The 26,946-nt window shown below is 45.4% G+C and carries 28 protein-coding genes and 2 riboswitches; of the genes, 23 read left to right on the top strand and 5 right to left on the bottom strand.

From position 1 onward, the window contains the following. Window positions 1–16 precede the first annotated feature (16 nt). A riboswitch (Lysine riboswitch) is annotated at window positions 17–196 on the top strand. A gap of 103 nt (window positions 197–299) precedes the next feature. Next, window positions 300–1,709 (top strand): amino acid permease, encoded by a 1,410-nt coding sequence (locus tag FB592_RS01270; RefSeq protein WP_021480593.1) that lies wholly within the window; start codon window positions 300–302, stop codon window positions 1,707–1,709. A 234-nt stretch (window positions 1,710–1,943) separates the two neighbouring features. Here the strand turns inward: FB592_RS01270 and FB592_RS01260 are convergent, their stop codons facing one another. Further along, window positions 1,944–2,891 (bottom strand): iron-hydroxamate ABC transporter substrate-binding protein, encoded by a 948-nt coding sequence (locus FB592_RS01260; protein ID WP_049139696.1) that lies wholly within the window; start codon window positions 2,889–2,891, stop codon window positions 1,944–1,946. Between the two features lie 205 nt (window positions 2,892–3,096). Here FB592_RS01260 and FB592_RS01255 point away from each other — a divergent pair, with 205 nt between their 5' ends. The 6 genes from FB592_RS01255 (at window position 3,097) to FB592_RS01230 (ending at window position 9,237) form a co-directional block, all read left to right on the top strand. Beyond that, window positions 3,097–4,143: a FecCD family ABC transporter permease gene (locus tag FB592_RS01255; protein ID WP_049139749.1), complete on the top strand. Its 1,047-nt coding sequence runs from the start codon at window positions 3,097–3,099 to the stop codon at window positions 4,141–4,143. Beyond that, window positions 4,143–5,153 carry a FecCD family ABC transporter permease gene (locus tag FB592_RS01250; protein ID WP_003244298.1) on the top strand — a complete coding sequence of 337 codons (1,011 nt, stop codon included), beginning with the start codon at window positions 4,143–4,145 and terminating at the stop codon, window positions 5,151–5,153. Before FB592_RS01255 ends, FB592_RS01250 begins: the two co-directional genes overlap by 1 nt. A gap of 15 nt (window positions 5,154–5,168) precedes the next feature. Further along, window positions 5,169–5,978: an ABC transporter ATP-binding protein gene (locus tag FB592_RS01245; RefSeq protein WP_003243882.1), complete on the top strand. Its 810-nt coding sequence runs from the start codon at window positions 5,169–5,171 to the stop codon at window positions 5,976–5,978. A gap of 170 nt (window positions 5,979–6,148) precedes the next feature. Beyond that, the gene (locus tag FB592_RS01240) at window positions 6,149–7,342 is read left to right on the top strand and encodes an efflux RND transporter periplasmic adaptor subunit (RefSeq protein WP_015251242.1); all 1,194 of its coding nucleotides are present in this window, start codon (window positions 6,149–6,151) and stop codon (window positions 7,340–7,342) included. Beyond that, the gene (locus FB592_RS01235; protein WP_003228456.1) at window positions 7,326–8,015 is read left to right on the top strand and encodes an ABC transporter ATP-binding protein; all 690 of its coding nucleotides are present in this window, start codon (window positions 7,326–7,328) and stop codon (window positions 8,013–8,015) included. The genes FB592_RS01240 and FB592_RS01235 overlap by 17 nt, the downstream gene beginning before the upstream one ends. Further along, window positions 8,008–9,237 carry an ABC transporter permease gene (locus FB592_RS01230; protein WP_087614705.1) on the top strand — a complete coding sequence of 410 codons (1,230 nt, stop codon included), beginning with the start codon at window positions 8,008–8,010 and terminating at the stop codon, window positions 9,235–9,237. The genes FB592_RS01235 and FB592_RS01230 overlap by 8 nt, the downstream gene beginning before the upstream one ends. A 36-nt stretch (window positions 9,238–9,273) precedes the next feature. On the opposite strand, the gene rsiO is transcribed toward FB592_RS01230, so the two are convergent. From rsiO to FB592_RS01215, 3 genes are all read right to left on the bottom strand, one after another. Then, window positions 9,274–9,684, bottom strand: a complete 411-nt coding sequence (gene rsiO / locus FB592_RS01225; RefSeq protein ID WP_003243579.1) for an acid stress-sensitive anti sigma factor RsiO — start codon at window positions 9,682–9,684, stop codon at window positions 9,274–9,276. A 60-nt stretch (window positions 9,685–9,744) separates the two neighbouring features. Further along, on the bottom strand, window positions 9,745–10,902 hold the full coding sequence (gene oxdC / locus FB592_RS01220; RefSeq protein WP_103803707.1) for an oxalate decarboxylase: 1,158 nt from the start codon (window positions 10,900–10,902) through the stop codon (window positions 9,745–9,747). Between the two features lie 119 nt (window positions 10,903–11,021). Further along, window positions 11,022–11,174 carry a YvrJ family protein gene (locus tag FB592_RS01215; RefSeq protein WP_003244090.1) on the bottom strand — a complete coding sequence of 51 codons (153 nt, stop codon included), beginning with the start codon at window positions 11,172–11,174 and terminating at the stop codon, window positions 11,022–11,024. A 201-nt stretch (window positions 11,175–11,375) separates the two neighbouring features. Here FB592_RS01215 and sigO point away from each other — a divergent pair, with 201 nt between their 5' ends. From sigO to FB592_RS01190, 5 genes are all read left to right on the top strand, one after another. After that, window positions 11,376–11,906 carry an RNA polymerase sigma factor SigO gene (gene sigO / locus FB592_RS01210; protein WP_003228469.1) on the top strand — a complete coding sequence of 177 codons (531 nt, stop codon included), beginning with the start codon at window positions 11,376–11,378 and terminating at the stop codon, window positions 11,904–11,906. Between the two features lie 3 nt (window positions 11,907–11,909). Further along, complete coding sequence (gene rsoA / locus FB592_RS01205) at window positions 11,910–12,149, top strand: sigma-O factor regulator RsoA (RefSeq protein WP_021480583.1); 240 nt, start codon at window positions 11,910–11,912, stop codon at window positions 12,147–12,149. A 148-nt stretch (window positions 12,150–12,297) separates the two neighbouring features. Continuing rightward, a complete protein-coding gene (gene yvrH, locus FB592_RS01200; RefSeq protein ID WP_003243545.1) occupies window positions 12,298–13,011 on the top strand; it encodes a two-component system response regulator YvrH in 714 nt (237 codons plus the stop codon). Further along, entirely contained in the window at window positions 13,008–14,750 is a 1,743-nt protein-coding gene (yvrG, locus tag FB592_RS01195) for a two-component system sensor histidine kinase YvrG (protein WP_003228489.1), read from the top strand. Before yvrH ends, yvrG begins: the two co-directional genes overlap by 4 nt. 71 nt (window positions 14,751–14,821) lie before the next feature. Next, window positions 14,822–15,700, top strand: a complete 879-nt coding sequence (locus tag FB592_RS01190) for an SMP-30/gluconolactonase/LRE family protein (protein WP_003228493.1) — start codon at window positions 14,822–14,824, stop codon at window positions 15,698–15,700. Between the two features lie 37 nt (window positions 15,701–15,737). Here the strand turns inward: FB592_RS01190 and FB592_RS01185 are convergent, their stop codons facing one another. Further along, window positions 15,738–16,529, bottom strand: a complete 792-nt coding sequence (locus FB592_RS01185; RefSeq protein WP_003228495.1) for an SDR family NAD(P)-dependent oxidoreductase — start codon at window positions 16,527–16,529, stop codon at window positions 15,738–15,740. Between the two features lie 153 nt (window positions 16,530–16,682). Next, window positions 16,683–16,821: riboswitch (cobalamin riboswitch) on the top strand. 105 nt (window positions 16,822–16,926) lie between these two features. On the opposite strand from FB592_RS01185, the gene FB592_RS01180 reads away from it, so the two are divergent. The 11 genes from FB592_RS01180 (at window position 16,927) to liaR (ending at window position 26,940) form a co-directional block, all read left to right on the top strand. Continuing rightward, the gene (locus tag FB592_RS01180) at window positions 16,927–17,871 is read left to right on the top strand and encodes an ABC transporter substrate-binding protein (protein WP_003228496.1); all 945 of its coding nucleotides are present in this window, start codon (window positions 16,927–16,929) and stop codon (window positions 17,869–17,871) included. Further along, window positions 17,834–18,895 carry a FecCD family ABC transporter permease gene (locus tag FB592_RS01175; RefSeq protein ID WP_032726839.1) on the top strand — a complete coding sequence of 354 codons (1,062 nt, stop codon included), beginning with the start codon at window positions 17,834–17,836 and terminating at the stop codon, window positions 18,893–18,895. Before FB592_RS01180 ends, FB592_RS01175 begins: the two co-directional genes overlap by 38 nt. Continuing rightward, entirely contained in the window at window positions 18,895–20,223 is a 1,329-nt protein-coding gene (locus tag FB592_RS01170; RefSeq protein WP_103803718.1) for an ABC transporter ATP-binding protein, read from the top strand. Before FB592_RS01175 ends, FB592_RS01170 begins: the two co-directional genes overlap by 1 nt. Before the next feature lie 22 nt (window positions 20,224–20,245). Next, window positions 20,246–20,827: a cob(I)yrinic acid a,c-diamide adenosyltransferase gene (locus FB592_RS01165; protein WP_072173516.1), complete on the top strand. Its 582-nt coding sequence runs from the start codon at window positions 20,246–20,248 to the stop codon at window positions 20,825–20,827. A gap of 175 nt (window positions 20,828–21,002) precedes the next feature. Further along, on the top strand, window positions 21,003–22,271 hold the full coding sequence (locus tag FB592_RS01160) for an MFS transporter (RefSeq protein ID WP_038427906.1): 1,269 nt from the start codon (window positions 21,003–21,005) through the stop codon (window positions 22,269–22,271). Window positions 22,272–22,431: 160 nt separating this feature from the next. After that, window positions 22,432–22,812 (top strand): cell envelope stress-induced membrane anchor protein LiaI, encoded by a 381-nt coding sequence (gene liaI, locus FB592_RS01155; RefSeq protein ID WP_003243447.1) that lies wholly within the window; start codon window positions 22,432–22,434, stop codon window positions 22,810–22,812. Between the two features lie 26 nt (window positions 22,813–22,838). After that, the gene (liaH, locus tag FB592_RS01150) at window positions 22,839–23,516 is read left to right on the top strand and encodes a stress responsive protein LiaH (protein WP_015714684.1); all 678 of its coding nucleotides are present in this window, start codon (window positions 22,839–22,841) and stop codon (window positions 23,514–23,516) included. A gap of 100 nt (window positions 23,517–23,616) precedes the next feature. Then, complete coding sequence (gene liaG, locus FB592_RS01145) at window positions 23,617–24,489, top strand: LiaG family protein (RefSeq protein WP_103803708.1); 873 nt, start codon at window positions 23,617–23,619, stop codon at window positions 24,487–24,489. A gap of 33 nt (window positions 24,490–24,522) precedes the next feature. Next, a complete protein-coding gene (gene liaF / locus FB592_RS01140; RefSeq protein WP_003228510.1) occupies window positions 24,523–25,248 on the top strand; it encodes a LiaRS two-component regulatory system accessory protein LiaF in 726 nt (241 codons plus the stop codon). Continuing rightward, the gene (liaS, locus tag FB592_RS01135) at window positions 25,245–26,327 is read left to right on the top strand and encodes a two-component system sensor histidine kinase LiaS (RefSeq protein ID WP_003244464.1); all 1,083 of its coding nucleotides are present in this window, start codon (window positions 25,245–25,247) and stop codon (window positions 26,325–26,327) included. Before liaF ends, liaS begins: the two co-directional genes overlap by 4 nt. Continuing rightward, entirely contained in the window at window positions 26,305–26,940 is a 636-nt protein-coding gene (gene liaR, locus FB592_RS01130) for a two-component system response regulator LiaR (protein ID WP_021480575.1), read from the top strand. Before liaS ends, liaR begins: the two co-directional genes overlap by 23 nt. The last annotated feature ends 6 nt before the right edge of the window (window positions 26,941–26,946 follow it).

Raw genomic sequence — 26,946 nt, 5'->3', positions numbered from 1 at the left:
AATCCTCACTCTTTCTCAGTGAGGTAGAGGTTGCGCGGATGATAAGTCACACATGCCAGGCTGACAGGAGCTGTTAAACATGTGTAAAAGGCATCAGCGCCGAAGTGTGGAGAAAGCCGATCCTTCTCTATGCTGGGACTGTATCTGAATAAGTGCAGGACTGCCGCGTGCTTTTTCGCGGAGGGCTATCCGGAGATCAAGGGTGTGTGTTTCTTTAAGCATGGACTTTTGTTCAGGCTTTTTTTGCGTTTATATGATCTCGGGGTCTGGTCCGTACAAAGAATCATGGAGGTACTGGAATGGAACAGACAAAAAAATGGGGTTTTTGGTTATTAACGGCGTTTGTCGTTGGAAATATGGTTGGATCAGGAATTTTCTCCTTGCCGAGCTCGCTTGCTTCAATTGCGAGTCCGTTTGGAGCTACGTCCGCCTGGCTTTTGACAGGTGCCGGCGTGCTGATGATTGCACTTGTGTTCGGACACTTGTCCATTCGCAAGCCTGAACTGACAGCGGGACCGCAAAGTTATGCAAGAGCGCTGTTTTCTGACCCGAAAAAAGGCAACGCTGCCGGTTTCACAATGGTGTGGGGCTACTGGGTGGCGAGCTGGATCAGTAACGTGGCGATCATCACAAGTCTCGCCGGTTACTTGACTTCGTTCTTCCCGATCTTGGTTGATAAACGTGAGATGTTTTCGATCGGCGGGCAAGAGGTGACACTCGGCCAATTACTGACGTTTGCCGTATGTACGATCTTGTTATGGGGAACGCACGCGATTCTTGTTGCCAGCATTAACGGCGCAAGTAAATTAAACTTTGTCACAACGCTTTCTAAAGTATTAGGTTTTGTCTTCTTTATCGTTGCTGGTTTATTTGTGTTTCAAACGACATTATTCGGTCATTTTTATTTCCCGGTTCAAGGAGAAAACGGCACAAGCATTGGAATTGGCGGCCAGGTTCATAACGCCGCGATTTCTACACTGTGGGCGTTTGTCGGAATTGAATCCGCGGTGATCCTGTCCGGCCGTGCGCGCTCTCAGCGTGATGTGAAACGTGCGACAATTACCGGCTTGCTGATTGCCTTGAGCATATATATTATTGTGACTTTAATTACGATGGGTGTTCTGCCGCATGATAAGCTTGTCGGCTCTGAAAAACCATTTGTTGATGTACTCTATGCGATTGTTGGAAACGCGGGAAGCGTGATTATGGCGCTTTTGGCTATCCTTTGTTTATTCGGAACGATGCTCGGCTGGATTTTGCTTGGCTCTGAGGTGCCATACCAAGCAGCTAAAGCGGGAGATTTCCCGGCATTTTTTGCAAAAACGAATAAAAAGGGAAGTCCGGTCATTGCACTCATTATTACAAACGTCATGTCACAGGTCTTCATTTTCTCGGTTATTTCCCGGACAATAAGTGACGCATTTACATTTTTAACGACAGCGGCTACACTCGCATATTTAATTCCGTATCTAGTATCTGCAATCTACAGCTTGAAGGTAGTCATCAAAGGTGAAACGTATGACCAGCTGAAAGGCTCCCGTGTAAGAGACGGATTGATCGCAATACTGGCGTGTGCATACTCCGTGTTTGTTATCGTAACAGGCACAGCAGATTTAACGACATTTATCCTCGGCATCGGTTTATTCTTTGTCGGCTTAATCGTTTATCCATTTGTGAGTAAAAAGTTCCAGAAAGAAAAACAAGCATAATGAAAAGACACCTGATTTGCTCAGGTGTCTTTTTTATAAAATCACAATTTCTCCTGTTAGGAATCCGTTCGTTAAATATGCAAAAAACGTTTTTCAGTCTCTCCAGCATAAAAAAACTGATCGTGTTGAGGATGCAGCTTAATATGAATGGCTCAAAGAAAATATCCGATATGATTCAAATTGAGCCGTTCCTTATAAATAAGCAAAAGAGCCGCGGGCAGGCGGCTCTTTTGTTTATTTAGTCAAGCTTTCCGTAATAAACTTCAGTTGTCCTTCTAATGAAATCGGGTCAGAGAAATAGAATCCGATCGGATCCATCTTGTAGACATGGCCATTTTTAACGGCATTCAGGTTCTTCCAAATGGAGCTTTCAAAAACGCCGCCATCATCACCGCCTGATTGCCATGGGCCCGCGAAAATGTAATCTCCGGCGAAGTCAGGGAGCTTCTCTAATGAAATACTTGTATAACCTGGCCCCTGGTCAATGGCTTTTTCTTTTGTCAGCTTTGTAGCCTGCAGGCCAAGGTCTTTGTAAATGATGCTTCCGCCTCTTCCAAAGTCTTTACCGAATACGTAAATGTCTTTTCCGTTCGTTTGCATAATGGAAATGGTTTTGTCACCGACCGCTTTTTTGATTTTTGTTTTAGCGGCCGCAACTTTTTTATCCCACTCGGCCAGCCATTTTTCAGCTTTATCTTCAGTTCCCGTCATTTTTGCAAATTCTTTCAGCTGTTCGATGTTGTCGAGCTTATCGTATTTTACTGCGACAGTCGGCGCAATTTTTTCAAGCTTTTTAATATCAGCGCCCTGTGTTGTCCAGACGATAATCAGGTCAGGGTTCAAATCAATGACCTTTTCAACCGAAGTGCCGTCTCCGATGTTTTCGACGCCGTCAGTTTTTCCTTTGTAGTAAGGGTTTTTAAATACATTCTCAGGCGCACCGACAACGTTGATGCCGAGTGTTTTGAAGTAGCCGTAATAGCCGTCTGCCATGACAACCACCCGTTTAGGATGCTTCGGGATTTTTACATTTCCGTTTTCAGCCTTGTATGTAAAGGTTTCTGCGCCTTTTGAATCAGAGGCAGAACCTTTGCTTTCTGAGTTATTCCCGCAGGCTGCCAGCGCTGCAATCAATAACAGGGCAAAAAACGCGGCTCCGAGTTTCTTGTATATATGGGTCATATCTCATACCTTCTTTCTAAAAGATAGATGAAAAAGAGAATCATTATCATCTGTGATTATACCACTGCAAGTGCCGGTTGACACGATATTTTTGCAAATGCATTTTCATTTTTGTTCAAAACACTCTATTAAATCAGCTGAAAAAAGTGATATACTGAAACAGCAATTGATAATCATTATCAGTAACAGAAAGGAAGTACGGCAGTTGAGTCAACATAAAAATATACGGACTGCATCAGAAGAAATCCAATGGACGTCAAGGACATATGGCGCGATCATCGTCCTTATTGCAGGTCTATGCCTGCTTTGCCTTGGCGCATTTTTATCCATATCCCTCGGTGCAGCGGATATTCATTTGCGCACTGTATGGGACGCCATTTTTCATTATCAGCCGACAAAGACATCTCACCAAATTATACATGATCTTCGACTGCCTAGAACGGCGGCTGCCGCGCTTGTAGGCGCATTGTTGGCAGTGTCGGGAGCAATCATGCAGGGGATGACGAGAAACCCTTTGGCAGAGCCTTCGATTATGGGTGTGACTTCAGGCTCTGCGTTTGCGGTTTCGATTGCGTTTGCCTTTTTTCCCGGGCTTTCTGCAATGGGGCTTGTGCTATGGTCCTTTGCGGGAGCGGGGCTGGGGGCATCGACGGTAATGGGCATAGGCATGTTTTCAAGGGGCGGACTTACGCCTGTAAAGCTTGCTCTGGCGGGTACGGCAGTTACTTATTTCTTTACCGGCATTTCAACTGCCATTGCAATCCGCTTTGATGTCGCTCAGGATATCAGCTTTTGGTACGCAGGCGGGGTAGCGGGTGTGAAATGGCCGGGGGTCCAGCTTTTGCTTATTGCAGGGGCTGTCGGTTTAACGCTCGCGTTTTTCATCGCCCGGTCTGTGACAGTGTTAAGTCTCGGTGACGATCTGGCAAAAGGGCTTGGACAATATACATCAGCGGTGAAACTGGTTGGCATGCTTATTGTAGTAATTCTGACCGGAGCTGCGGTTTCCATTGCCGGCACCATTGCATTTATCGGGCTGATCATTCCGCATATTACCCGTTTTTTGGTCGGTGTGGATTATCGGTGGATCATTCCTTGCTCGGCGGTGCTCGGTGCTGTTTTGCTTGTTTTTGCTGACATAGCGGCCAGACTCGTAAATGCGCCCTTTGAAACGCCTGTCGGCGCGCTGACTTCTCTGATCGGCGTTCCCTTTTTCTTTTATTTGGCACGTCGTGAAAGGAGAGGGCTGTAATGAAAACAAAAACAAACAAACCGCTTATTGTAATGGCTGTGACCTTTTTGCTTATCGTGGTGGTCTTTTTTATCAGTCTCAATTTGGGCGTTATCAAAATTGCACCGCTTAAAACGCTTCAGGTCTTTTTCGGCCAAGGAACGGCGCGTGATGAACTTGTCTTATTTGAGTTCAGGCTGCCCAGGATCATCCTTTCTTTGCTTGTTGGAGCAGGGATCTCCGTAGCTGGAGCCATTTTGCAAAGCGTGTCTCAAAATGAACTTGCCGAGCCTGGTATTCTCGGAATTAACGCCGGCGGTTCACTTGCTGTAGTGCTTTTTATATACTTTTTTCAAGGGTCAGCTTCAGATCTCAGCTTTTTCGGAACATTTATGCTGCCGTTCAGTGCTTTGGCAGGAGCAATCCTCGCTGCGTTTCTCATTTATATTCTGGCATGGAAAAAAGGCGTGACACCGATTCGGCTGATTTTAGTCGGCATAGGGGTGAATGCCGGATTCAACGCCCTGTTGCTGATTTTTCAGCTCAAGATGGACCCTCATGATTTTATGCAAGCCGCGGTTTGGATATCCGGCTCAATATGGGGGGCGAACTGGAATATGATCTGGGCGATTCTCCCTTGGATTGTGATCTTGCTTCTGTTTACTTTATATAAGGCACGCTATTTGAACATTATGCAGCTCGGAGACCAATTGGCGACCGGACTGGGCACCGCTGTTGAAAAGGAAAGACGGATTCTTCTTCTGGCAGCGGTCACTCTTGCCGCTTCATGCGTGGCAGCTGCGGGGGGCATTGCGTTTCTCGGATTGATCGCGCCGCATGTGGCTAGAAGGCTGACCGGTCCACGTCACCAGACGCTGATACCGGTCTCCGCCTTCATCGGCTCATTCCTGTTTTTGCTTGCTGATACGCTGGCGAGAAATGTATTGGCACCATCAGAAATTCCGGTCGGACTTGTCATTTCCGTGCTAGGTGCGCCTTACTTTATTTATTTATTGATGAAAGCGAATTAGAGGAGGGGGCCGAATATGAATTCATTATCAACGGAACAGCTTGGAATCGGTTATGGCGACAGGGTGATTGTAGAGGATTTAAATATATCGATTCCTAAAGGGAAAATTACCACCTTAATTGGCCCGAACGGCTGCGGGAAATCAACGATTTTAAAAACAATGTCCAGAATTATGCGTTCACATGCAGGTGCCGTCTATTTAAACGGCAAAGCGATTCATAAAATGTCTACAAAGGACATTGCGAAAGATATGGCGATTCTTCCACAGACACCTGAAGCGCCGAGCGGCCTAACAGTGCACGAATTGGTGTCGTACGGCAGGTTTCCGCATCAATCAGGATTCGGCAGATTAAATGACGAAGACCGCCGGATTATCAAATGGGCGCTTGAAGAAACAGGCATGGCTGAATATGCTGAACGGCCGATTGAGGCATTGTCAGGCGGACAGCGTCAACGCGTGTGGATTGCCATGGCGCTTGCGCAAGGGACGGAACTGCTTCTGCTGGATGAACCTACAACGTATCTTGATCTTGCACATCAGCTTGAAATTCTGCAGCTGCTTGACAGACTCAACAAAGAGCAAGGGCGGACGATTTTAATGGTCATTCATGATCTTAACCATGCAGCTCGTTTTTCTCATTATATGATCGCGCTCAAAAAAGGCACGGTCATCAAGGAAGGAACTGCACTGGAGGTCATGACACCGGACATTTTGAAGCAGGTATTTCAGATTGATGCCGAAATCGTGACTGATCCCCGTACAAATAAACCTGTATGCTTGACCTATGACTTGATTAAAAATGAAAAAGAGCTAGTTACTGTATGAAAAAATCCCGGTTCGAAGCCGGGATTTTTTTTATTCGGCTTTGAAAATACAATTTTTCTATTTGATGCCGTCATTTCAATAAAAGGATTGCAAGTCTTTTTGAATTAATAGATAATATTGGTTAGAATGTTTCGAAAATATTACATAGTTTACAGAAAGAGGAGATCGTTGTGTCCAAGAAGAAAAAATGGCTTATTGGCGGTGCGATATGTGCCGGTGTGCTTGTATTGGCTGGGATCGGCGCTGGCGGTTTTTACTTTTTTACTCACATGAACCAAGTTGCCGTATCATCGGAGCCCTATGCTGAATCGGTCGCGGTATACATGGGAGGAGATTCAGAATCAGGCCAAACGTTTTCTGGAAAGGTTGAACCTGAGAAACAGCAGAAAGTATACATAGATTCAGAAAAAGGCAGCATTAAAAAAACATACGTCAAAGAAGGCGATCAGGTTAAAAAGGGCGATAAGCTTTTTGAGTATGAGGGCGAGGATCATTCTGATGAAGTGGAGCAAGCCAATTTGCAAATTGAAATGACAAATCTGCAAATCAACCGTTTGCAAAAATCAATAACGGAAACGGAAAAGAAGCTGAAAGTTGCAGGAAAAGAAGAGAAAACCCAGCTTCAAGATGAACTTGATCAGGCCAATTTCGATTTGAAAACAAGCCAGCTCGAACTGAAGCAGCATCAAAAAGAACTGGCTGGCCTGACGAAAAACAAAGGTTCCAATGTCATTACAAGCAAGCATGACGGAATCGTTCAAAGCGTCAATCAGGATATCGCTGACGGTGCAACAGGTGACCAGGCAGCAGGCCCGTATATCCAGATTGTTTCGACGGGCAAATATCTGGTCAAAAGCCAAATCAATGAGCTGTTAATGGACACGATCAAAAAAGGCAGCAAAGTCAGGGTCACGCTGAAAACAGGCGGTGAGGGCGAGTGGAAAGGAAAGGTCACCTCGATCGGCAAGCTTCCAGCGGGAGCAGGCGAGGGTGAAGAATCAGAAAGCTTTGCTGATGAAGAAATGAATCCCCAGTCCTCTAACTATCCTTTCACCATTTTATTAGACAGCCATAAAGGTCTTGAAGTCGGCTATCATGTCAACATCGAAGTGATGAGTGATAATGCTGATGCGGATACGATCAAGCTGCCGTCCGACATGGTCATTCAGGATGACGGCGAACCGTATGTGTGGAAAGCTGATGAGAATCAGAAAGCGGTTAAGCAGCCTGTTGAAATCGGAGAGACTGATGAAAATGACATGGTGGAAATTAAGAGCGGCCTGACGCCGGAAGATTATGTGATCTATCCTGATCCCGCGGTCAAGGAAGGAAAGCAGGTTACAGTCAATGCTGACACTGAATAATATTTCGAAGTCATACAAGCTGGGAAAAGAAGAAGTTCCAATCTTGAAACATATCAATCTGACTGTTCAGGCGGGGGAGTTTTTAGCTATTATGGGGCCTTCAGGTTCTGGAAAGTCAACGTTAATGAATATTATCGGCTGTTTGGACAGGCCAACCTCAGGAACCTATATGCTTGACCAGATCGATATATTGAAAGGGAAAGACGGGGCTTTAGCCGAAATTCGCAATGAATCAATCGGGTTTGTGTTTCAAACTTTTCATTTGCTGCCGCGTCTCACCGCGCTGCAAAATGTCGAGCTGCCGATGATCTACAATAAAGTGAAGAAAAAAGAGAGAAGACAACGGGCATATGAAGCGCTGGAAAAGGTCGGATTAAAAGACAGGGTCTCCTACAAACCGCCTAAGCTGTCCGGCGGCCAAAAGCAGCGGGTGGCGATAGCGAGGGCCCTTGTCAATCAGCCGAGGTTTATTTTAGCTGATGAACCGACCGGGGCGCTTGATACCAAATCAAGTGAACAAATTTTGTCACTGTTTTCCGAACTGCATCGGGAAGGCAAAACCATTATTATGATAACCCACGACCCGGACGTCGCCAAAAAAGCTGACAGAACCGTTTTTATCAGAGACGGAGAGCTGGTATTAGATGAGAGAGGGGATATCAGCCATGCTTGAACATATTCGAATCTCCTTTCAGTCCATTTTCTCTCATAAATTAAGATCCATTCTGACAATGCTCGGCGTGATTATCGGCATAGCGGCAATCATCGCGATTGTTTCAATGCTGAAGGGCCAAAGTGAGCAATTAAAGCAAAGTATGATCGGCATGGGAAACAACGCCATCAATGTTGTCTACCAGCCGTCTGACGGAGAAGAGGAGAGCGGCGGCCCTCAGGTGTCGTATGCGTCCGCGCCGCCTGTAGCGGAAGAAACAGTAAAGGCGATCAAATCAGACCCGATGGTCAAAGGATTATCCTTATATTACTTGTCAGAAGGCGCGAGCGTTTTTCATTTAACAAACGTTTCGTATCCCCAAGTGTATGGAGTGGACGATGATTACTTCGACATGTTTCCAATCCGAATAACCGAAGGAAGAAAGCTGACGGAAAATGATTTAAACAGCACACACCAAGTGGTGATGATCAATGAAGCTGTCAGAGATGAACTGTTTCCGGACGGAGAAGCTCTGCATAAAAGCATTGAGATGAATGGTGTGCCGTTTAAGGTCGTCGGTGTTTTTAAAGAAAAAAATCAACAGGAAAGCATGTTTGAAGGCGACTACGCGAACCCGGTTTTGTACGTGCCGAAAAAAGTGTGGCCGCTTATTGAAGGGTTTGACGCGCCAACGCAGATTGCCGTGCAGGCTGATTCTTCTGAGCATATCCAAGAAGCGGGTGTAATGGCTGCAGATCTTTTAAATCAGGGACTGTCAGAAGCTGAGCTGGAAAAAGCAGAGTACAGTGTAATGGATCTTCAGGAGATCGCGCAGGAAGTGGAGTCCTTTAATCAGTCATTTGCATTGCTGCTTGGCGGAATCGCCAGTATTTCACTTTTGGTGGGCGGTATCGGCGTCATGAATATTATGCTCGTTTCCGTAACGGAGCGCACGAGGGAAATCGGAATTAAGAAAGCGCTCGGTGCTAAGCGGCGTGTGATTTTATTTCAATTTTTAACCGAGGCTGTTGTGCTGACAAGCATTGGCGGAATACTCGGTGTGCTGGCGGGCTTCGGCATCGCCAAGCTGCTGACGGTCATTTTTCCGATGCCTTTTATCGTCTCCATTCCAGCTGTTGTCGGAGCACTCATCTTTTCAATGGCAGTCGGCATTATCTTCGGCTTGCTTCCGTCTATCAAGGCTTCGAAGCTTCAGCCTGTAGACGCGCTTCGCTATGAATAAAAAGAACGCATCCAATTGGAATGCGTTTTTTTTTTTTTAGCTGGGAAGGGCCGAGTTGCATTTGTCTAAAATCAAAAAAACGGCTGCGACAATCATTTCTTCTGTGGTGGACAGCCAGATGTCGCTGATCAATTGGTCTGTTGTATGAGCAGTCATCCACAAAAACAGCAGCTGTACGATGCCGGCAAGGAGAATGAATAGACGTTTTCCTGTCTTGAAAAATGTAAAGCTATGTATCATCAGCCTTTCAAATGGTTCAAAGCATAATCCTAGAACAAGGAATACCACGGCAAAAAGCAGGACATGAGCTGCTGAGCGGTAGCTCGTTCCCGCTAAAGAAAACAATATATAGATGACAGCAAAATAGGTCAACACCACTGCTGCTGCGGCCAGCAAGTACTTTATGGAGAGCCGCAATAAGCGTTTTGAAGGGTTTTGATGTTTCACTGGTTCAGCTCCTTATGAAGGCTTGCAGAGAACGAGTGCTCTCTGCAAGCCGCAAGTCTCTTATTTACTGCATTTCTTTTTCACTACTGGGTGCTTTTCTTTTGAAAGCACATCAGTAAAGTCTTTGCCCAAGTCAAGGTGCGCTTGAACAAATGTTTCAGGAAGCATGGCAAGCCATTGGTTTAAAGATACATCAGCATAATGGTCGTCTTTGAAGATTTCTAAAAAGACAAGCGGTTCATCCCCGATGTTTTCAACGTAATGACCCATTGCAAATGGTACATACCCGACATCACCGGCTTGGTAATTAAACGTTCTGGCATGGCCGTCAGATGCAAAAACGGTCATTCTAGCTTTACCGGAGATGTAGTATTGCCATTCGTGGGTATTCGGATGCCAGTGCAGTTCTCTCATGGCGCCGGGTTCTACTGTTACGAGCGCTGATGCGATGGTTTTAGACACTTTGAAGTTTGTCGAATCTGCAATGTATACTTTTCCTCCCTCAGATTCGATCGGCTCTTGTTCAAGAAGGCGGTAAGTAAATGGATAAGGCACTTCGCCATTCGGCCCTTCCACAATATCATCTTTTAAACTGCCAGGAAGTTGGTTTTCAAATATATATTTTTCTTTGCCAGGTAAATTGGCAATCTCTTCTTTTGTCACGCCGAAGTTCGCAGCAATAACTTCTTTTGGAGTGTGGGCAAGCCAATCTGTCAGCTGGAACGTGCTGTTTTCAGAGAATGATCCATCGTCAAACACGAGCAGGAACTCAGCTCCCTCATCCAGCGCTTGGATGGAGTGCGGCAGGCCTGACGGGAAGTACCAAAGGTCTCCTTCACCTACATCGTCAATAAAGCTGCGCCCTTTTTCATCTACAATTGTGACTCTTGCACTTCCGTAAATCATATAAGCCCATTCAGCTTCTTTATGCCAGTGAAGCTCGCGAATCGCACCTGGCTTCAGCCGCATATTTACGGATGCAAGGTTTTCTGAAATCGGCAATTCACGTACTGTCACTTCACGGGCATATCCGCCTTTTTCTAATCGGTTATGAGTATCAGAGAACGAAAACTTCATATTGCTGACGGTGCCATGATCGGTTTCAGGCGGAATGAGCATATCAGGGTTTTGTCGATCTCTTTCAATATTGCGCGGGATTTTTACCGTTGCTCCTTTGTCTCCTCTAATTGGCTGCGGAATGTCATTTTGTTTTTTCATGAAATGTTTCCTCCTTAAATTTAATGTGATAGCAGAAAGAGAAGGTGAAAGGCCTTTCGTTTTCCCTTCTGTTTTGTTAAGTGAAAAAAACCAGTGAAAAGTCAACTTCGATTGAAAAATTATTTTTTTGCATGATCTTTCAGTTCTGTCATTAGTTCTATTAGTTGATCAAACTTCTTTTCGAATCGGGTCAGCAGATACATTGCAATCAGCGCGGGAAACCCCAAATTGCCGATCTGTTTTACGACTTCCTCTATAAAAACCTGATCCATAGGAAAATACCTCCCTTCTTTTTCTGCAGTCATGTATGTAAGTGAAGGAAATCCGATAAAACGTAAACTGCTGCAAAGTATTTTGCAAAACACTAGTCGGAAAGAAGTAGTTTACTTTTTTTTGCTTTCCTTCATTTAATTTAGTAGGGAGGCGGTTTGATGGACTATCAAAGTCTTTTACGGTCAAAATGTAAGGAGATAATGAAGCATCCCATCGTGAAGCATTTTTTGAGCAATCCTCAGCATTACCGTTTGTTCAAAAACGTAATGGAAAGCCCTAACGAAAAAGATGCAAAATCATTGGACGAGCTATTTAAGCAGTTTTATAAAGAAATCCGCATCGTCAAGTATATGAATTCAATGATTCGCATCTTTTCTATTGATTTTGATAAGCGGGTTCGCAAAAATCAAAAACGGTATCCGCTGACGGTTGATCATCCGGAGGCAGGAGATCGGCTTCCTTCCGAAACAGGAAGCGATGCATTTGAAGAATTTTTAGACAGGCAGGATGATTTGAGCCAGCATGTTCAGGATTATCAGCTCTACCAAGCGATTCAGAATCTGACTGACAAACAAAAAAGTGTGCTGACGAAAGTGTATCTTCACGGTGCCACGATGCAGGAGATTGCAGATTCATTAGGGGAGTCCCGACAAAACATCTCCAACATTCATAAAAAGGGGCTGGAGAATATCAGAAAGCAGCTAGCGGCGCAAAAAAAGGGGGAAAAGTAAGCTGTGAACGGCCAGTTTGAACAAAAAAAGAAACAAAAAGACGAGACTTATGACATTGAGCACCTGATTGCATGCTTTTCACCGATGATCAGAAAAAAACTCAGCAATACGTCCTATCAAGAAAGAGAAGATTTAGAGCAAGAGCTGAAGATCAAAATGTTTGAAAAGGCTGATATGCTTTTATGTCAGGATGTACCGGGGTTTTGGGAGTTTATTTTGTACATGGTGGATGAGAACTCATAATATTTTCATATGAAAAAACATCAAAAGGGAGCGCTTGTTTGCTCCTTTTTTGCTGTTTTGATTTGCCAAGCTCCAATGTATTCAAAAATGTACCATAAATAAACGATATAATGATAAGATGAAAAAAAAAACAGAAAGGAACATAAAAGTGGAAAATGCGTCAATTTTAATCGTAGACGATGAGAAAGCGATTGTGGACATGATCAAACGCGTTCTCGAAAAAGAAGGTTATCGAAATATACTGGATGCGGCAAGCGCAGAAGAAGCGATTCCCGTTGTGAAGGCCAATAAGGTTGACTTGATTGTGCTGGATGTCATGATGGGCGGAATGTCCGGTTTTGAAGCCTGCACATTGATCAGAGAGTATTCAGACGCTCCGATTTTTTTCCTGACGGCAAGATCATCCGACGCGGACAAATTATCGGGCTTTGCGGTTGGAGCTGATGACTATATCACAAAACCATTTAATCCGCTGGAATTAGCGGCGCGGATCAGAGCGCATCTCAAGCGTACATATCAATCGAAAGAAACGAGTTCAAATCAAACCTACACATATGATTACTTTACTTTTTCTCCGCAAAATGCCGAGTTGATCGTAGGCGGGGAAGCCGTTGCCTGTTCAGCCCAGCTTCTGCAGCTTTTGCAGTATTTTTGTGAACACCCTAACGTGGTGCTTTCCAAAGATCAAATATATGAAAAAGTATGGGGCTATCCTTCCTACGGTGACAACAACACCGTCATGGTACATATTCGCAAGCTTAGGGAGAAGATTGAGCGCGATCCGAGCAATCCGGAGTATATTGTAACCGTTCGAGGTCTCGGCTATCGTTTTATCCCAAATCCTGAAGGCAAGCGGTCATGAGGTTAAGATGGAAGTTTTTGTTTCACTTTTTCGGCCAGATGCTGATTGTGATCCTGCTGCTTACGGTTATGCTTGTTGCGTCGTTTTTCTATTTAGACGCTCGTTTTAGCGATGCGGAATCCAATTCAGGGCTGACGAAGGCAACGACCGACACACTTGAGGCATATCTCGATGTAAACGAAGACGGGACATGGGAAGTGGATAATTTCCTGAAGAAATCTGTTGATAAACAGCACGGCTGGATGCAAATCATTGATTCGGAAGGAAACACTGATTATTCCTACGGCGTGCCAAAAGACGTGCCGGGCACCTATACCAAGAAAGAGCTTTTGTCTATTTATAAAACCAAAAAGCTTCATAACTATAAACTGAATTATTGGGCCATCAATATTGAAGATAAGTCGTATCTTCTATTGTCCGGCTGGAAATCAAAAAGTGAACAGCTCCTGACTTCCGTTGAAAAGCGCGAACAAAAGATAGACTCGCTAGCGCACTATAAGTCCAGTACCGTCGACTATATTAAACGGAAAAAAGGCGCCATTTACCTGTTAGACAGCAATGGAAAGATTCTCGACAGCATCAACAGCACAAAAAGCGAAAGAAAAACGATGAACCAGCTGGAGCTGCTTAAATACAGCTCTAAGCCTTGGAACTATAAGCGGGAAATTTCCGTTAAGATCCTCAATAAAGACAGATGGATGGTCGCTACGGTGCCAAACCCAGTCTATGTAACCGATCAGGAGTTTAACAAATCATTCCTGAAGGTTGTATTAAAAGCGATGTTTCTCGTGATGGCCGTTTTGTTCATGTATATCATTTGGATGACCGTTTGGTATATGTTCCGATTCGGGCTGCCGATTTTTCACACGATTAGATGGCTGGTCAATCTGTCAAAAGGGAAGCTTGAGGAGCCCAGAAACCGGGAAGGCCGTCCTGTCAGCAAAAATAAAAAGGGAAAAATCAAACAGCCGTACCGCTTCTTCGGTGAGATATTTGAATCAATGGATCAGCTGACTGAAACGCTGAGAAGGGATAAAAGAAACAGAGAAAAAATCCAGGCGACAAGGGAAGAATGGATTGCCGGTTTGTCACATGACTTAAAAACACCGCTCAGCAGCATTTACGGCTACAGCATGATGCTCGAGTCGAAGCAGTATGACTGGTCGCCGGAAGAAGTGAAAGAAATGGGGCAGGTTGTCAGAGAAAAATCTGAATACATGTCCAAGCTGATTGAAGACTTAAATTTAACGTATCGGCTGAAAAATGATGCTCTTCCTATTGAGAGAAATCTCACTAGCCTTATCCCGTTTTTTAAAAATGTCATTGAGGATTTTAAGAAAAATCCGTTTTCTGAAGGCTATGATATCTCGTTTGTATCCAAAGAAGAGCATATTGAATTTGCCCTTGATGAAGCGTGGTTCAGGCGCATATTAGAAAACCTCCTTGGGAATGCCGTGAAGCACAACGACAAAGGAACAGAGATTCAAGTCATTCTGGAGCAAACAAAAAATCATATATCTTTAAAGGTGAAGGACAATGGGAAAGGAATGGATGAAGAAACGATTACCCATTTGTTTAACCGTTACTACAGAGGGACGAACACAAAAGATTCAACTGCCGGAACGGGTCTCGGGCTCGCGATTGCCAAGGAGCTTGTCCATCTCCATAACGGAACGATCCATGTGAACAGCAGAATGAACATTGGAACGGTCATTACCATCCTTTTTAAAAAACAATAAACATCAAGTGGTTTGGACACCTCTTTGCCGGGAATAACAATATATAGACTGAAGCTAAAGAGGTGTAACACATGGATGCAGTATTGGAAGCAGACACTCGGGCAGTGATTGGAGAAGGCCCGTTATGGGATGAAGAAAACGGCCGCTTATATTGGGTTGATATCCTGGGGAGCGAGCTCCATATCTTTGACCCTGAAGAAAAAATCAACCGATCAATCAAATTCAAATCCTTTGTGACGGCGCTTGCGAAATATTCAAAGGATGAACTGATTATGACGATGAAGGACGGGTTTTACCTGTATCATCTTCGGGATGACAGCTTGGAAAAAATTAAACAGCCGAAGGACATGCATGAGAGCCTGAGATTTAATGATGCTAAATGTGACCCGTACGGAAGGCTTTGGGCGGGGACAACGAGCATGGAAGGCGAGCAAAAACAGGCGTCGCTGTACCGTTTGAATCTAGACGGCAGTCTTGTCAAAATCAAGGATCAAGTCTCCACCTCAAACGGTTTGGATTGGGACCGCGAGCGGAATTTGATGTATTACATCGACACGCCGACGCAGGAGATTGTGCGTTACAGCTATGATCCTCAAAGCGGAGATGTTTCGAATCCAGAACCTGTCTATCGTTTTGATCAGTCAGACGGATTGCCGGACGGCATGACAATTGACCAAAATGGCATGCTGTGGGTGGCGCTGTTTGGCGGCAGCCGCGTTGTTCACATTGACCCGTTTCAGAAAAAAGAAATCAATTCAATCAGCGTGCCGGCTAAATATGTCACGTGCTGCGCGTTCGGCGGCAGAGACTTAAAAACCCTTTACATTACAACGGCAACAGAACAAATGACAGAAAAAGAGAGATACGAGCAGCCTCACGCTGGAGGGTTGTTTTCAGCACAACTGGAAACAGGCGGATATCAGCCGGTACCATTTGCTGGAGACGTATAAAAAAAACGCATCCGAAACACGGATGCGTTTTTTTATACTACAGAGAACGGATAATGCCGCCTTCCACACGCTGTGCCGTGCCGTTAATGGCGGATGCGGCGTCAGACGCGAGGAATACGATTGTGTTAGCGACTTCTTCTGCTGTCGCGTATCGCTGAATAAGTGAGGTTGGCTCATTGACCTTGAAATAGTCTTTGATAAATGAATCTGTATCCTGGCCGGCTGCTTGTGCGGCACCTTCCATATAGGATGCCACGCCCTCTGTCCAAGTAGGTCCCGGGAGCACTGAGTTAACCGTCACATTTGTGCCTTTTGTCATTTCAGCCATTCCTCTTGAAAGGCTGATCAGCGCCGTTTTTGTCATTGAGTATGGAATCATCGTTGGCAGCGGTTTGACGCCTGCTTCACTTGCAATATTTAAAATGCGGCCGCTGTTTTTGGCAAGCATTTTTGGAAGGAAGTGACGGCTTGTCCGAACGGCGCTCATCACGTTCACTTCGAAATATTGATTCCACTCTTCATCTGTCACATCGGCGAAGTCTTTTACCTCGAAGAAACCAAGGTTGTTGACAAGGATATCGATATCACCGATTTCATTTACTTTTTCGATAAAAGCCGCTGCTTCATCTGTTTTTGACAAATCGGCAGCAGCACCGTGCACTGTTCCATAGCCAGAAAGCTCTTCAATGGTGCGATCGACAGTCTCCTGTTTGCGTCCGTTGACAATGACTGCCGCACCCTCTTGCAGAAAGCTTTTTGCGGCGGCTTTCCCGATACCGGACGTCGAGCCGGTGATTAAGACGAGTTTGTCTTTTAGCTGTAAATCCATAAGAATCATTCCTTTTGATTGATGATGGTATTAAGTATACAAGATCAAATTTAGTGTTTACGAGGATTTTGCTCCCATACACAATACGGGGAAAAGTCATTCAGGACACATATACAAGCCTGTCAGTCATATAGTATAATTACTCCGAAAAAAGGATACGAATGTCAAATAGGTGCCGGTCCGTGAACAACAGCCGGCTTAAAAGGGAAACCGGTAAAAGCCGGTGCGGTCCCGCCACTGTAATTGGCCAAGCGCTAAGAGCCAGGATACCTGCCTGTTTGATCAGCACGAATTCTGCGAGGACAGATGATGTGTAAACAATAGGCTTTTTTGTGTTGTTTACAGCATCTTTACCGTCGTAGAGATGCTTTTTTAGTTCGTTTAGGAGGAAAAGATTATGAAAAAACGAGCCGGGATATGGACTGCGCTCCTGTTGGCTGTTGTTATGCTGGCAGGCTGCGGCAATCCTGCGGATCAGAAGGATTCAAAGGCAAAACAAAAAACAGAAGCGTTTCCTGTCACCATTGATGATGCGTCAAATCAAGATGTAACCATCAAAAAAGAGCCAAAAAAGATTGTTTCATTAATGCCGAGCAACACAGAAATTACATACGCACTCGGCCTTGGTGACAAAGTGGTCGGTGTCACCACAAACGATACCTATCCAAAGGAAGTCAAAAAGGTTGAGAAAGTCGGAGATATGAATGTAAACGTTGAAAAAGTCATTTCTCTAAAACCAGATCTCGTTCTGGCCCATGAGTCTTCCATGTCAGCATCAGCAGATGCCATCAAACAGCTGAAGGACGCGGGCATTACAGTGCTGACTGTCAATGATGCACAATCATTCTCCGAGGTGTACAAATCAATCGAAATGATCGGAGAAGCTGGCGGGGCGGAGAAAAAAGCCGATCAGCTCGTGAAAAGCATGAAATCAGATCTAAAGGATATTCAAGAAAAAGCGAAAACCATTTCAAAAGACGAGGAGAAAAGCGTATTTATCGAGGTTTCTCCTGATCCTGACATTTATACAACCGGAAAAGATACGTTTATGAATGAAATGCTGAATGTCATCCATGCTAAAAACGCAGCTGCGGATCAGACAGGATGGGTGCAAATGACAGATGAGGCGATCGTAAAACTCAATCCTGATGCAATTGTTACAACGGACGGTGTGAAAGCGAAAGCTGTGGAAAAACGCGATGGCTGGAGCGAAATCAATGCTGTGAAACATCATCGTGTATATGATGTGGACCCTGATCTTGTGACACGTTCCGGTCCCCGTCTGATCGAAGGGGTCGAAGAACTTGCGGAAAGCATTTACCCGGATACGTTTAAGGAATAATCGTTATGCCGCATATATCATTGGTTTCTCATTTTTAGCCGTGAGCATCATCTTAGGAATTTCTTGCGGCAGCCTGCATATTCCTATTCCCGCTGTTTTTCGTGTCTTTTGGCATCAAGGCTTCGGCGGCTCTATCGGTTCTGATGATCCGATGTACACTAATATTATGATGAATATCAGACTGCCGAGAGTTGTGCTGGCCGCCCTTGTGGGGGCGGCTCTTTCTATTGCAGGGGCCGCTTTTCAAGGATTGTTGAAAAATCCACTTGCTGATCCCTATACGCTAGGTGTGTCATCCGGTGCTTCAGTCGGAGCTGTTGTGACTCTGTTCTTAGGTCTGCACCTTCCTGTCATCGGAGGGTTTACACTCCCGGTTGTGAGTGTAGCCGCGGCACTTGCCACGATGGCGGCGGTCCTTTTCTTCAGCCGCCTCGTTCATGCTTCGATGTCTGTTTCCACCCTCATTTTGACCGGTGTCATCACCAACTCTTTTTTGGGCGCATTTATTTCTCTTATCATCGCCTTGACAGGAGACAACCTGCTTCCGATTGTGCATTGGCTGCTTGGCAGCGTCTCAATGAGGGGCTGGAGCTATGTTATTTTGTTTCTCCCGTTTTTTCTTTTGGGAACCATTTTATTGATTATAAACGGAAGGGAACTGAACGTGATGACATATGGAGAAGATAAAGCAAAGCTTCTTGGAGTCAGCGTTCAGCAGAGGAAGATGATGATTCTAATAGCCGGATCTCTTTTGACGGGAAGCGCTGTGGCAGTATCGGGTACGATTGGCTTTGTCGGCCTTGTGATTCCGCATATCACAAGGCTTTTGTGGGGAACGGACCATCGGCATTTACTGCCGCTGTCCGCCTTGCTCGGGGCAGGATTTCTCGTTTTAGCCGACCTGCTTTCCAGAACCATCATTGAGCCGATTGAACTGCCGATCGGGATCATTACGTCCTTGGCGGGAGCGCCTGTGTTCGCTCTTATTTTAATTCGGCAGCACCGCGGGGGGAGAAGCTTATGATGAAGGCAGAAGGGCTGTCGGGAGGATACGGCGACAGCCGCCTAATTAACAATATCAGCTTAACCGTGGAGAAGGGAGAATTTCTCGGAATTCTTGGCCCTAATGGAAGCGGAAAAACCACGCTTTTGCACTTGCTGACAGGTACGCTGCCGGCCAAGGAAGGCAGCGTTTATCTGGCCGGAAAACTGCTGGCGGACTATAAACCGAAGGAACTGGCGCAAATCATGGCCGTCCTGCCGCAAAAAATGGATCAAGCCTTCACCTTTACCGTCGAAGAAACTGTAGCCTTTGGCAGATATCCATTCCAAACGGGACTGTTCAGACAGCAGACTGAAAAGGATAAAGCCATTGTACAGGAAGCAATGGAGCAAACAGGAGTGGCCAATTTTGCGCAAAGGCCGATTCGCGAACTAAGCGGAGGGGAACAGCAGCGGGTGTATTTGGCACAAGCTTTGGCGCAGCAGCCGCGTATTTTATTTTTGGACGAGCCGACTAATTTTCTCGATCTGGCTTATCAAAAAGACCTGCTTGATCTGATCAAACGCCTGACGAGAGAAAGCGGATTGGCAGCTGTCAGCGTTTTTCATGATCTGAACACCGCAAGCCTGTACTGTGATGAGCTCATGTTTATGAAAAACGGTGCCGCTGGTCCTAAGCAAAAACCGGAATATGCTGTCACAGAACAAAGCATAAAGGCGGTGTACGATACAGATGTCACCGCCTTGGTACATCAAAGCTCACCTAAACCGATGATTGTGATTCAGCCTGAAAAAGATAGCGCGAAGCGGCAGTCTATCCCATTTGAAGCATTGCTCCAAGCGGGGCGTGATAACATTCTTCTGCAAACGGAAATCCCGCTTCGAACATTGTCCTCGACGCCTATCGGTGCAGGGTTTTCGTGGAGCAGGACGCTGATCCATAAACGGCTGCCAGATCAGCCAGATCCGATAGAAGGACTTACGGCCTGTCTTTCAGAAAGCGGTTTTCAACTGCAGGAGACATGTGCGATGGCTTCTTCAGAAAGACTTGACCGTTTCGTGTATCGAACGTATGAAGACAGAGAGTTATCCGTTTTCATATGCGTTCAGACCGGCTTTTCGATTTGGATTTTGATAAACGGCTATGCGGCAGATCAATTTTTCATCAAAGCTCTTATGGCTGCCGAAGCAGAACGGACGAAAGTGCTGGGAGACGGAGGAGGCACAGGTGATATTCTCATCGCCGCGACTCAAACTCAGCAATCCGAAAACATAGAACAGCGGCTGAATCAATTGATAAAGAAAGGGACAGCTGAATGTATAAAAGAGGCTGCTGAGTTGTTTGAATAAGTCTGTAAAGGAGATTCAGGGTATGAAACTATACACAAAAACAGGCGATAAGGGACAAACGGGCTTAGTCGGGGGCAGAACGGACAAGGACAGCCTACGCGTCGAAAGCTACGGCACGATTGACGAGCTTAACAGCTTTATCGGGCTTGCTTTGGCAGAGCTTTCCGGGCAGCCCGGCTTTGAAGATCTGACAGCCGAGCTGCTGACCATCCAGCATGAGCTGTTTGACTGCGGAGGCGATCTGGCAATCGTCACAGAAAGAAAAGACTACAAACTAACGGAAGAATCTGTTTCCTTTTTAGAAACGCGCATTGATGCCTATACAGCAGAAGCGCCGGAACTGAAGAAATTTATTCTTCCAGGCGGATCAAAGTGTGCTTCGCTTCTCCATATCGCACGCACCATTACAAGGCGGGCAGAACGAAGAGTGGTGGCGCTGATGAAATCGGAGGAGATTCATGAAACAGTGCTGCGTTATCTCAATCGTCTGTCCGATTATTTCTTTGCCGCCGCACGGGTTGTGAATGCAAGAAACGGTATTGGCGATGTAGAATATGAAAGAAGTGCCATTGTGTTTCGGGACCGAGACAGCAGTGAATCATAAAAAGTGAAAACGAAAGCCGGCGTGTTCAAATACATGCCGGCTTTTTTGTTTTTCACTCTGTCAATTTCCCATTTTACGACAAAAAATGAACCTTATGAATTATTGACTGAAAAATGGAAAAATGAGATATTGTAATAAATAGATGTAAAAAATAGGCAACGGGGGGCTCTGATGGATGGTGAAATTGATTGAAAGTGATAGCATCTGGAAGAGAAATTTCAATTATCTGTTTTTCTCAAGAATAGTCAAGATATCCGGCGATATGTTCGCATTTAATTCAATATTATGGTTTTTAATTTATGACGGCAAAGGTGCGATCGGCACTGCTTTATTGATTGCTGTCACGTTTTTGCCGGAAGCCGTTCTGGCGCCTGTGACGGGGCCTTTTATGAAACAGACCACGCTGAAATTTTGGATGTACTTTTCAGATCTGACAAGGGCGGCGATTGTTTTGATTATCCCTCTATGTCATTTTGCGGGCTTCTCTCCGCTGTGGTTTGTCATGACGCTTATGATTGTGCATTCAGCTACTGGAGCTGCCTACAATCCCGCCTCTATCGCTTTGATTCCTCAAATCGTCAATGAACAGGGCATTCAAAAAGCAAACGCTGTGCTGCAATCCTCCGCTCAAATTGTCCGGCTTGGGGCTGTCACATTATGCGGCGCTTTTCTTACATTTATCAGTCCTTCTTATACCATGCTTATCGCACTCGTGCTCTATTTGGTGTCAGGTTTTCTCGTTCTTTTTATTAAGTACACTGCGGTTGAATCTCAATCAGAGTCTGCGGTTGTTACACAGAGAGGCACATATATCGGAAGACTGAAACGCGGCTTTAGGCTCGTCAGAAAACACCAGATTTTATATCCGCTCGCCATTTACTGTATCTTTATGAATTTCGCGGCTGCCCCATGGGAAGCGCTCTCTGCCGTATACGTAGCGGAAGATTTAAACGGCCAGCCGATCGTATACTCGCTTTTAAAGGCCACCACCGCCGCGGGCGCGTTTTTATTAGGGTTTGTGCTGGCGAAAGTCAAGGTAAACAGGTACGGCTTGTTATTCGTCACTGCTGGCATTATTGAAGGATTTGCTTTCTTTATTACAGGGATGAATACCTTTTTGCCGCTTGTCTTTTTCGCTGCTTTTACCTTTGGTGCCGCAGTCAGTGCTGTTAATGTTCCTGAGTACACGATTATCCAGACGTCTGTGGATAGTGAGGATCAGCCGCAGGTTTACGCCGTTATACATATGATCTCAAATATTTCGATCCCTGCTGGAGCTGTCATTTGCGGGTATGCCGCTAATGCTTTCGGCTCAGGAACAGTGATTGCTGCCGGCGGGATTGTCGAAATTATTGCGGGTATCGGAATTTTGCTGTTTACAAAACTGGCCAAAGCAGAAAGGTCCGACCTGATTAAAGAAAGGGAAGCAAGTGTTCATCTGTAAAGGGTTTTAAAACGCCATGCCTCGTGCATGGCTTTTTTTGTGCCGATGGGTCCGGTGCGAGATACGACTCCGGTCTTATATAAAAATCAATCTCTGATTCGTTTTGCATATCTTCCAACTTGTATAAGATGAAGACAAGGAAAACGAAAGGAGGGTCTGCATGAAGATAAACAAGAAAACAATAGGCGGATTCTTATTAATTGTATTTGGGATCTCTGTCTTTTTTGGAGGAGGAAGCTTCGGCTTTATCATCCCGCTCGCCATCGGGAGCTTGATGACATACGCAGGAATCAAAAGGTTTGCCGCGGGAAAAACCATCACGGGAATCATCGTGGGCGGTATCGGGGCCATTATGCTCATCTGCTCACTTCCGTTTGTCGTCGGAATCGCATTGGCGGCCGCTATGGTGTATTACGGCTGGAAGCTGATGAAAAACGGATCAGCTGATAACGGTGTATCATCTTTTGATCCTGAACCGGCTTCTGCTGCCTACCAATCTCACTTTGATGACGAATGGGAAGAATTTTTGAAGAAAAAATAATATCAATATATTAGGAGGAATTAGGTATGGTATTAAAAAGAATCAGAGATATGTTTGTTGCGTCAGTTCATGAAGGACTTGATAAAATGGAGAATCCAAAGGTGATGCTGAATCAATATGTACGCGATATGGAAAGCGACATCGCAAAAGCAAAGCAAACAATTGTGAAACAGCACACGATTGCCTATCAATTTAAGAAAAAATATGAAGAAGCCGCTGAAGTGGCTGGCAAACGGAAAAATCAGGCACAGCTCGCATTTGACGCGGGTGAAGAAGAACTGGCGAAAAAGGCGCTGACTGAAATGAAGTATTTAGAAGGAAAGGCGGCTGAGCATAAAGCTTCCTATGAACAGGCAAACAGTCAGCTGGCCGATCTGAAAGAGCAGCTGGCTGCACTTGAAACAAAGCTTCAGGACGTAAAGGATAAAAAACAGGCGCTGATTGCGCGGGCAAATGCGGCGAAAGCTAAAGAGCATATGAATACGACATTTGACAAAATTGACAGTGAAAGCGCGTATCGTGAATTTTTGCGTATTGAAAATCGTATTGAAGAAATGGAAATCCGCGCGAATTATTCAAAGTCAGCGGAAGCCGGCGCAGAACTTACACGTAAAGAATTCGCAGACGATGTGGAAGCAGAGATTGAAAAAATGCGGACACTTTCACTGCAAAAATCAGACCAGACACAAGCGGCAAATGAATAAGCGGAACGGGGAAGGATTTGCGGTCAAGTCCTTCCCTTCCGCACGTATCAATTCGCAAGCTTTTCCTTTATAATAGAATGAATGAGAAGGATGAAACCGAATGAAAAAAATGCTTGGCAAACTGTTGATCACTGCCGGTATTCTGGTTTTTTTCGCCGTCGTCGTAAAAGATGTGTTTGCTGCAGGCCTGGGTTTCATAAATGGCACAGAAGCCGATTCAGCCAGCGCATCGCCGCGGGACATTGACAGTATGGTCATTGAGTCGGATAGCAAGGATGTCCGGATTATAGCGGAAGAACGAAGTGACATATCGGCAGGCATTTCAGGAGACTCAGGAAAGTTATTTGTTACTGAAAACAAAAGAAAACTGGAGCTGACCGTAAAGGAAAAAGAATTTCAATTTTTGAATGGGTTTAACCGTTCAACTCTTATCGTCAGGCTTCCGTATGATTATAAAGGTGATCTGGCAGTACGAACCTCAAGCGGTGACGTGTCTGTGGCCGGGAATGACCATCTTGCGCTTTCCGGGCTGAACGCAGTATCTGCGAGCGGAAATACGAGCGTGACGGACGTCCGCATTCAAGACCTGAAAGTGAAGGCATCATCGGGGGATGTTTCCATTTCAAATACCGTCTCCAAAACAGCCGGCATTGATTTAGCTTCAGGGGACGCAAATCTGGTTCATGTATCAGGCTCTCTTGATGTGAAAATGACTTCAGGAGATTTTAATGCTGTATTGAAAAAGGTAACCGGTCCCGTATCTGTCACGCTGACAAGCGGTGATGCTAATTTAAGCCTTCCCCAAAACGGCAGCTTTGCAGTCAATGCTTTATCAGCAAGCGGTGACGTCAGTTCGCCGTATTCATTTGCTGACAAAGCACATAAAGAACAGCATCACATCACAGGCACGCAAGGAAGCGGCCAGCATCCAATCGACATCAAAACGGACAGCGGGGATCTAGCGATACGGTAGCACCAGGCAGAAGAAAGGAGGCGGACACCAGGAATGACAAAAAAACAGCTTCTCGGATTGATCATTGCTTTATTCGGCATCAGTATGTTTTTGCAAATTATCGGAATAGGCGATCTGCTGTTTTGGCCGCTCTTTTTTCTGATTGCCGGCTATTTCCTTAAAAAATATTCCCGTGATTGGCTTGGCTCCGTCATGTATATCTTTGCCGCGTTTCTATTTTTGAAAAACCTCTTCAGCATCACCTTTAATTTATTCGGCTATGCGTTTGCCGCATTTCTGATTTACGCCGGCTACAGGCTTGTCAAAGGGAAGCCGATATTCGAACCGAATGAGAAACAGGTCAATCTCAATAAAAAAGAACATCATGATCCGCCAAAAGATGTAAAACATCCCGACATGCGCAGCTTTTTTATCGGTGAGCTGCAAATGATGAAGCAGCCGTTTGACCTGAATGATTTAAATGTCTCTGGTTTTATCGGTGATATCAAAATCGATTTATCTAAAGCGATGATTCCTGAGGGAGAAAGTACAATCGTCATTAGCGGAGTCATTGGAAACGTTGATATTTATGTACCATCGGACCTTGAAGTGGCTGTCAGCTCAGCTGTTTTTATAGGTGACATCAATCTGATCGGCTCGAAGAAAAGCGGATTAAGCACGAAGGTATATGCCGCGTCAACCGATTTCAGCGAGTCAAAGCGCCGTGTCAAAGTGTCCGTTTCCTTATTTATCGGTGATGTGGATGTGAAGTACGTATGAGAAAAAAAATGCTTGCCAGCCTCCAATGGCGCGCCATCCGCATGACAACGGGAATCAGCCTGCTCCTTTTTGTTTGCCTGATTTCTTTTATGATGTTTTACTATCGGCTCGATCCGCTTGTTTTGCTGTCATCTAGCTGGTTCGGAATTCCGTTTATCCTGATTTTGCTTCTGATCAGCGTGACCGTCGGTTTCGCCTCAGGGTATATGTACGGCAACCGGTTGAAGACAAGGATTGATACATTAATTGAATCCATTTTAACCTTTGAAAACGGCAATTTCGCTTATCGGATACCGCCGCTCGGTGATGATGAAATCGGCCTGGCTGCTGATCAGCTGAACGAAATGGCGAAGCGCGTGGAGCTTCAAGTCGCATCCCTCCAGAAACTTTCCAATGAACGTGCGGAATGGCAGGCTCAAATGAAGAAGTCGGTTATCTCAGAAGAACGCCAGCGATTGGCTAGAGATCTTCATGATGCGGTCAGCCAGCAGCTCTTTGCCATATCGATGATGACATCAGCCGTGCTGGAACATGTCAAGGATGCTGATGACAAAACAGTCAAGCGGATCAGGATGGTCGAGCATATGGCAGGCGAAGCCCAAAATGAGATGAGGGCGCTGCTGCTCCATTTACGGCCTGTTACCCTTGAAGGAAAAGGGCTGAAGGAGGGCCTTACGGAGCTTTTGGACGAGTTCCGAAAAAAGCAGCCGATTGATATTGAGTGGGATATACAGGACACAGCGATATCCAAGGGTGTTGAAGACCACTTGTTCAGAATCGTGCAGGAGGCCCTTTCAAACGTATTTAGACATTCAAAAGCGTCAAAAGTAACCGTGATTCTGGGCATAAAGAACAGCCAGCTCCGTCTGAAGGTGATTGATAATGGAAAAGGCTTTAAAATGGACCAGGTGAAAGCATCCTCATACGGCTTGAATTCTATGAAGGAACGTGCAAGTGAAATCGGCGGGGTCGCCGAAGTGATTTCAGTAGAAGGAAAAGGCACCCAAATTGAAGTGAAGGTCCCGATTTTCCCGGAAGAAAAAGGAGAGAACGAACGTGATTCGAGTATTATTGATTGATGATCATGAAATGGTCAGAATGGGGCTCGCGGCTTTTTTGGAGGCGCAGCCCGATATTGAAGTCATCGGCGAAGCATCGGACGGCAGCGAAGGTGTTCGGCTTGCTGCGGAACTGTCGCCGGATGTCATTTTAATGGACCTTGTCATGGAGGGCATGGATGGCATTGAAGCTACAAAGCAAATTTGCCGGGAGCTTTCCGACCCGAAAATTATTGTGCTCACTAGCTTCATTGATGATGACAAAGTGTACCCGGTTATTGAAGCTGGCGCGCTCAGCTATCTGTTGAAAACCTCAAAAGCGGCAGAAATCGCCGATGCCATCCGCGCCGCAAGCAAGGGAGAGCCGAAGCTGGAGTCAAAAGTGGCGGGAAAAGTATTATCCAGGCTGCGCCACTCAGGTGAAAACGCGCTCCCGCATGAATCGCTGACGAAACGGGAGCTCGAAATACTCTGCCTGATCGCAGAAGGAAAGACAAACAAAGAAATAGGCGAGGAACTGTTTATTACGATTAAAACAGTCAAAACACATATTACCAATATTTTATCAAAGCTGGATGTCAGTGACCGGACGCAGGCGGCGGTGTACGCGCATCGAAATCATCTCGTCAAATAGGCGGCT

It is taken from the genome of Bacillus sp. SJZ110 (genome assembly GCF_006715455.1).
Lineage (GTDB): Bacteria > Bacillota > Bacilli > Bacillales > Bacillaceae > Bacillus > Bacillus subtilis.
Note: the sequence above shows the minus strand (reverse complement) of the source record. Positions and strands in the feature narration are given on the sequence as shown.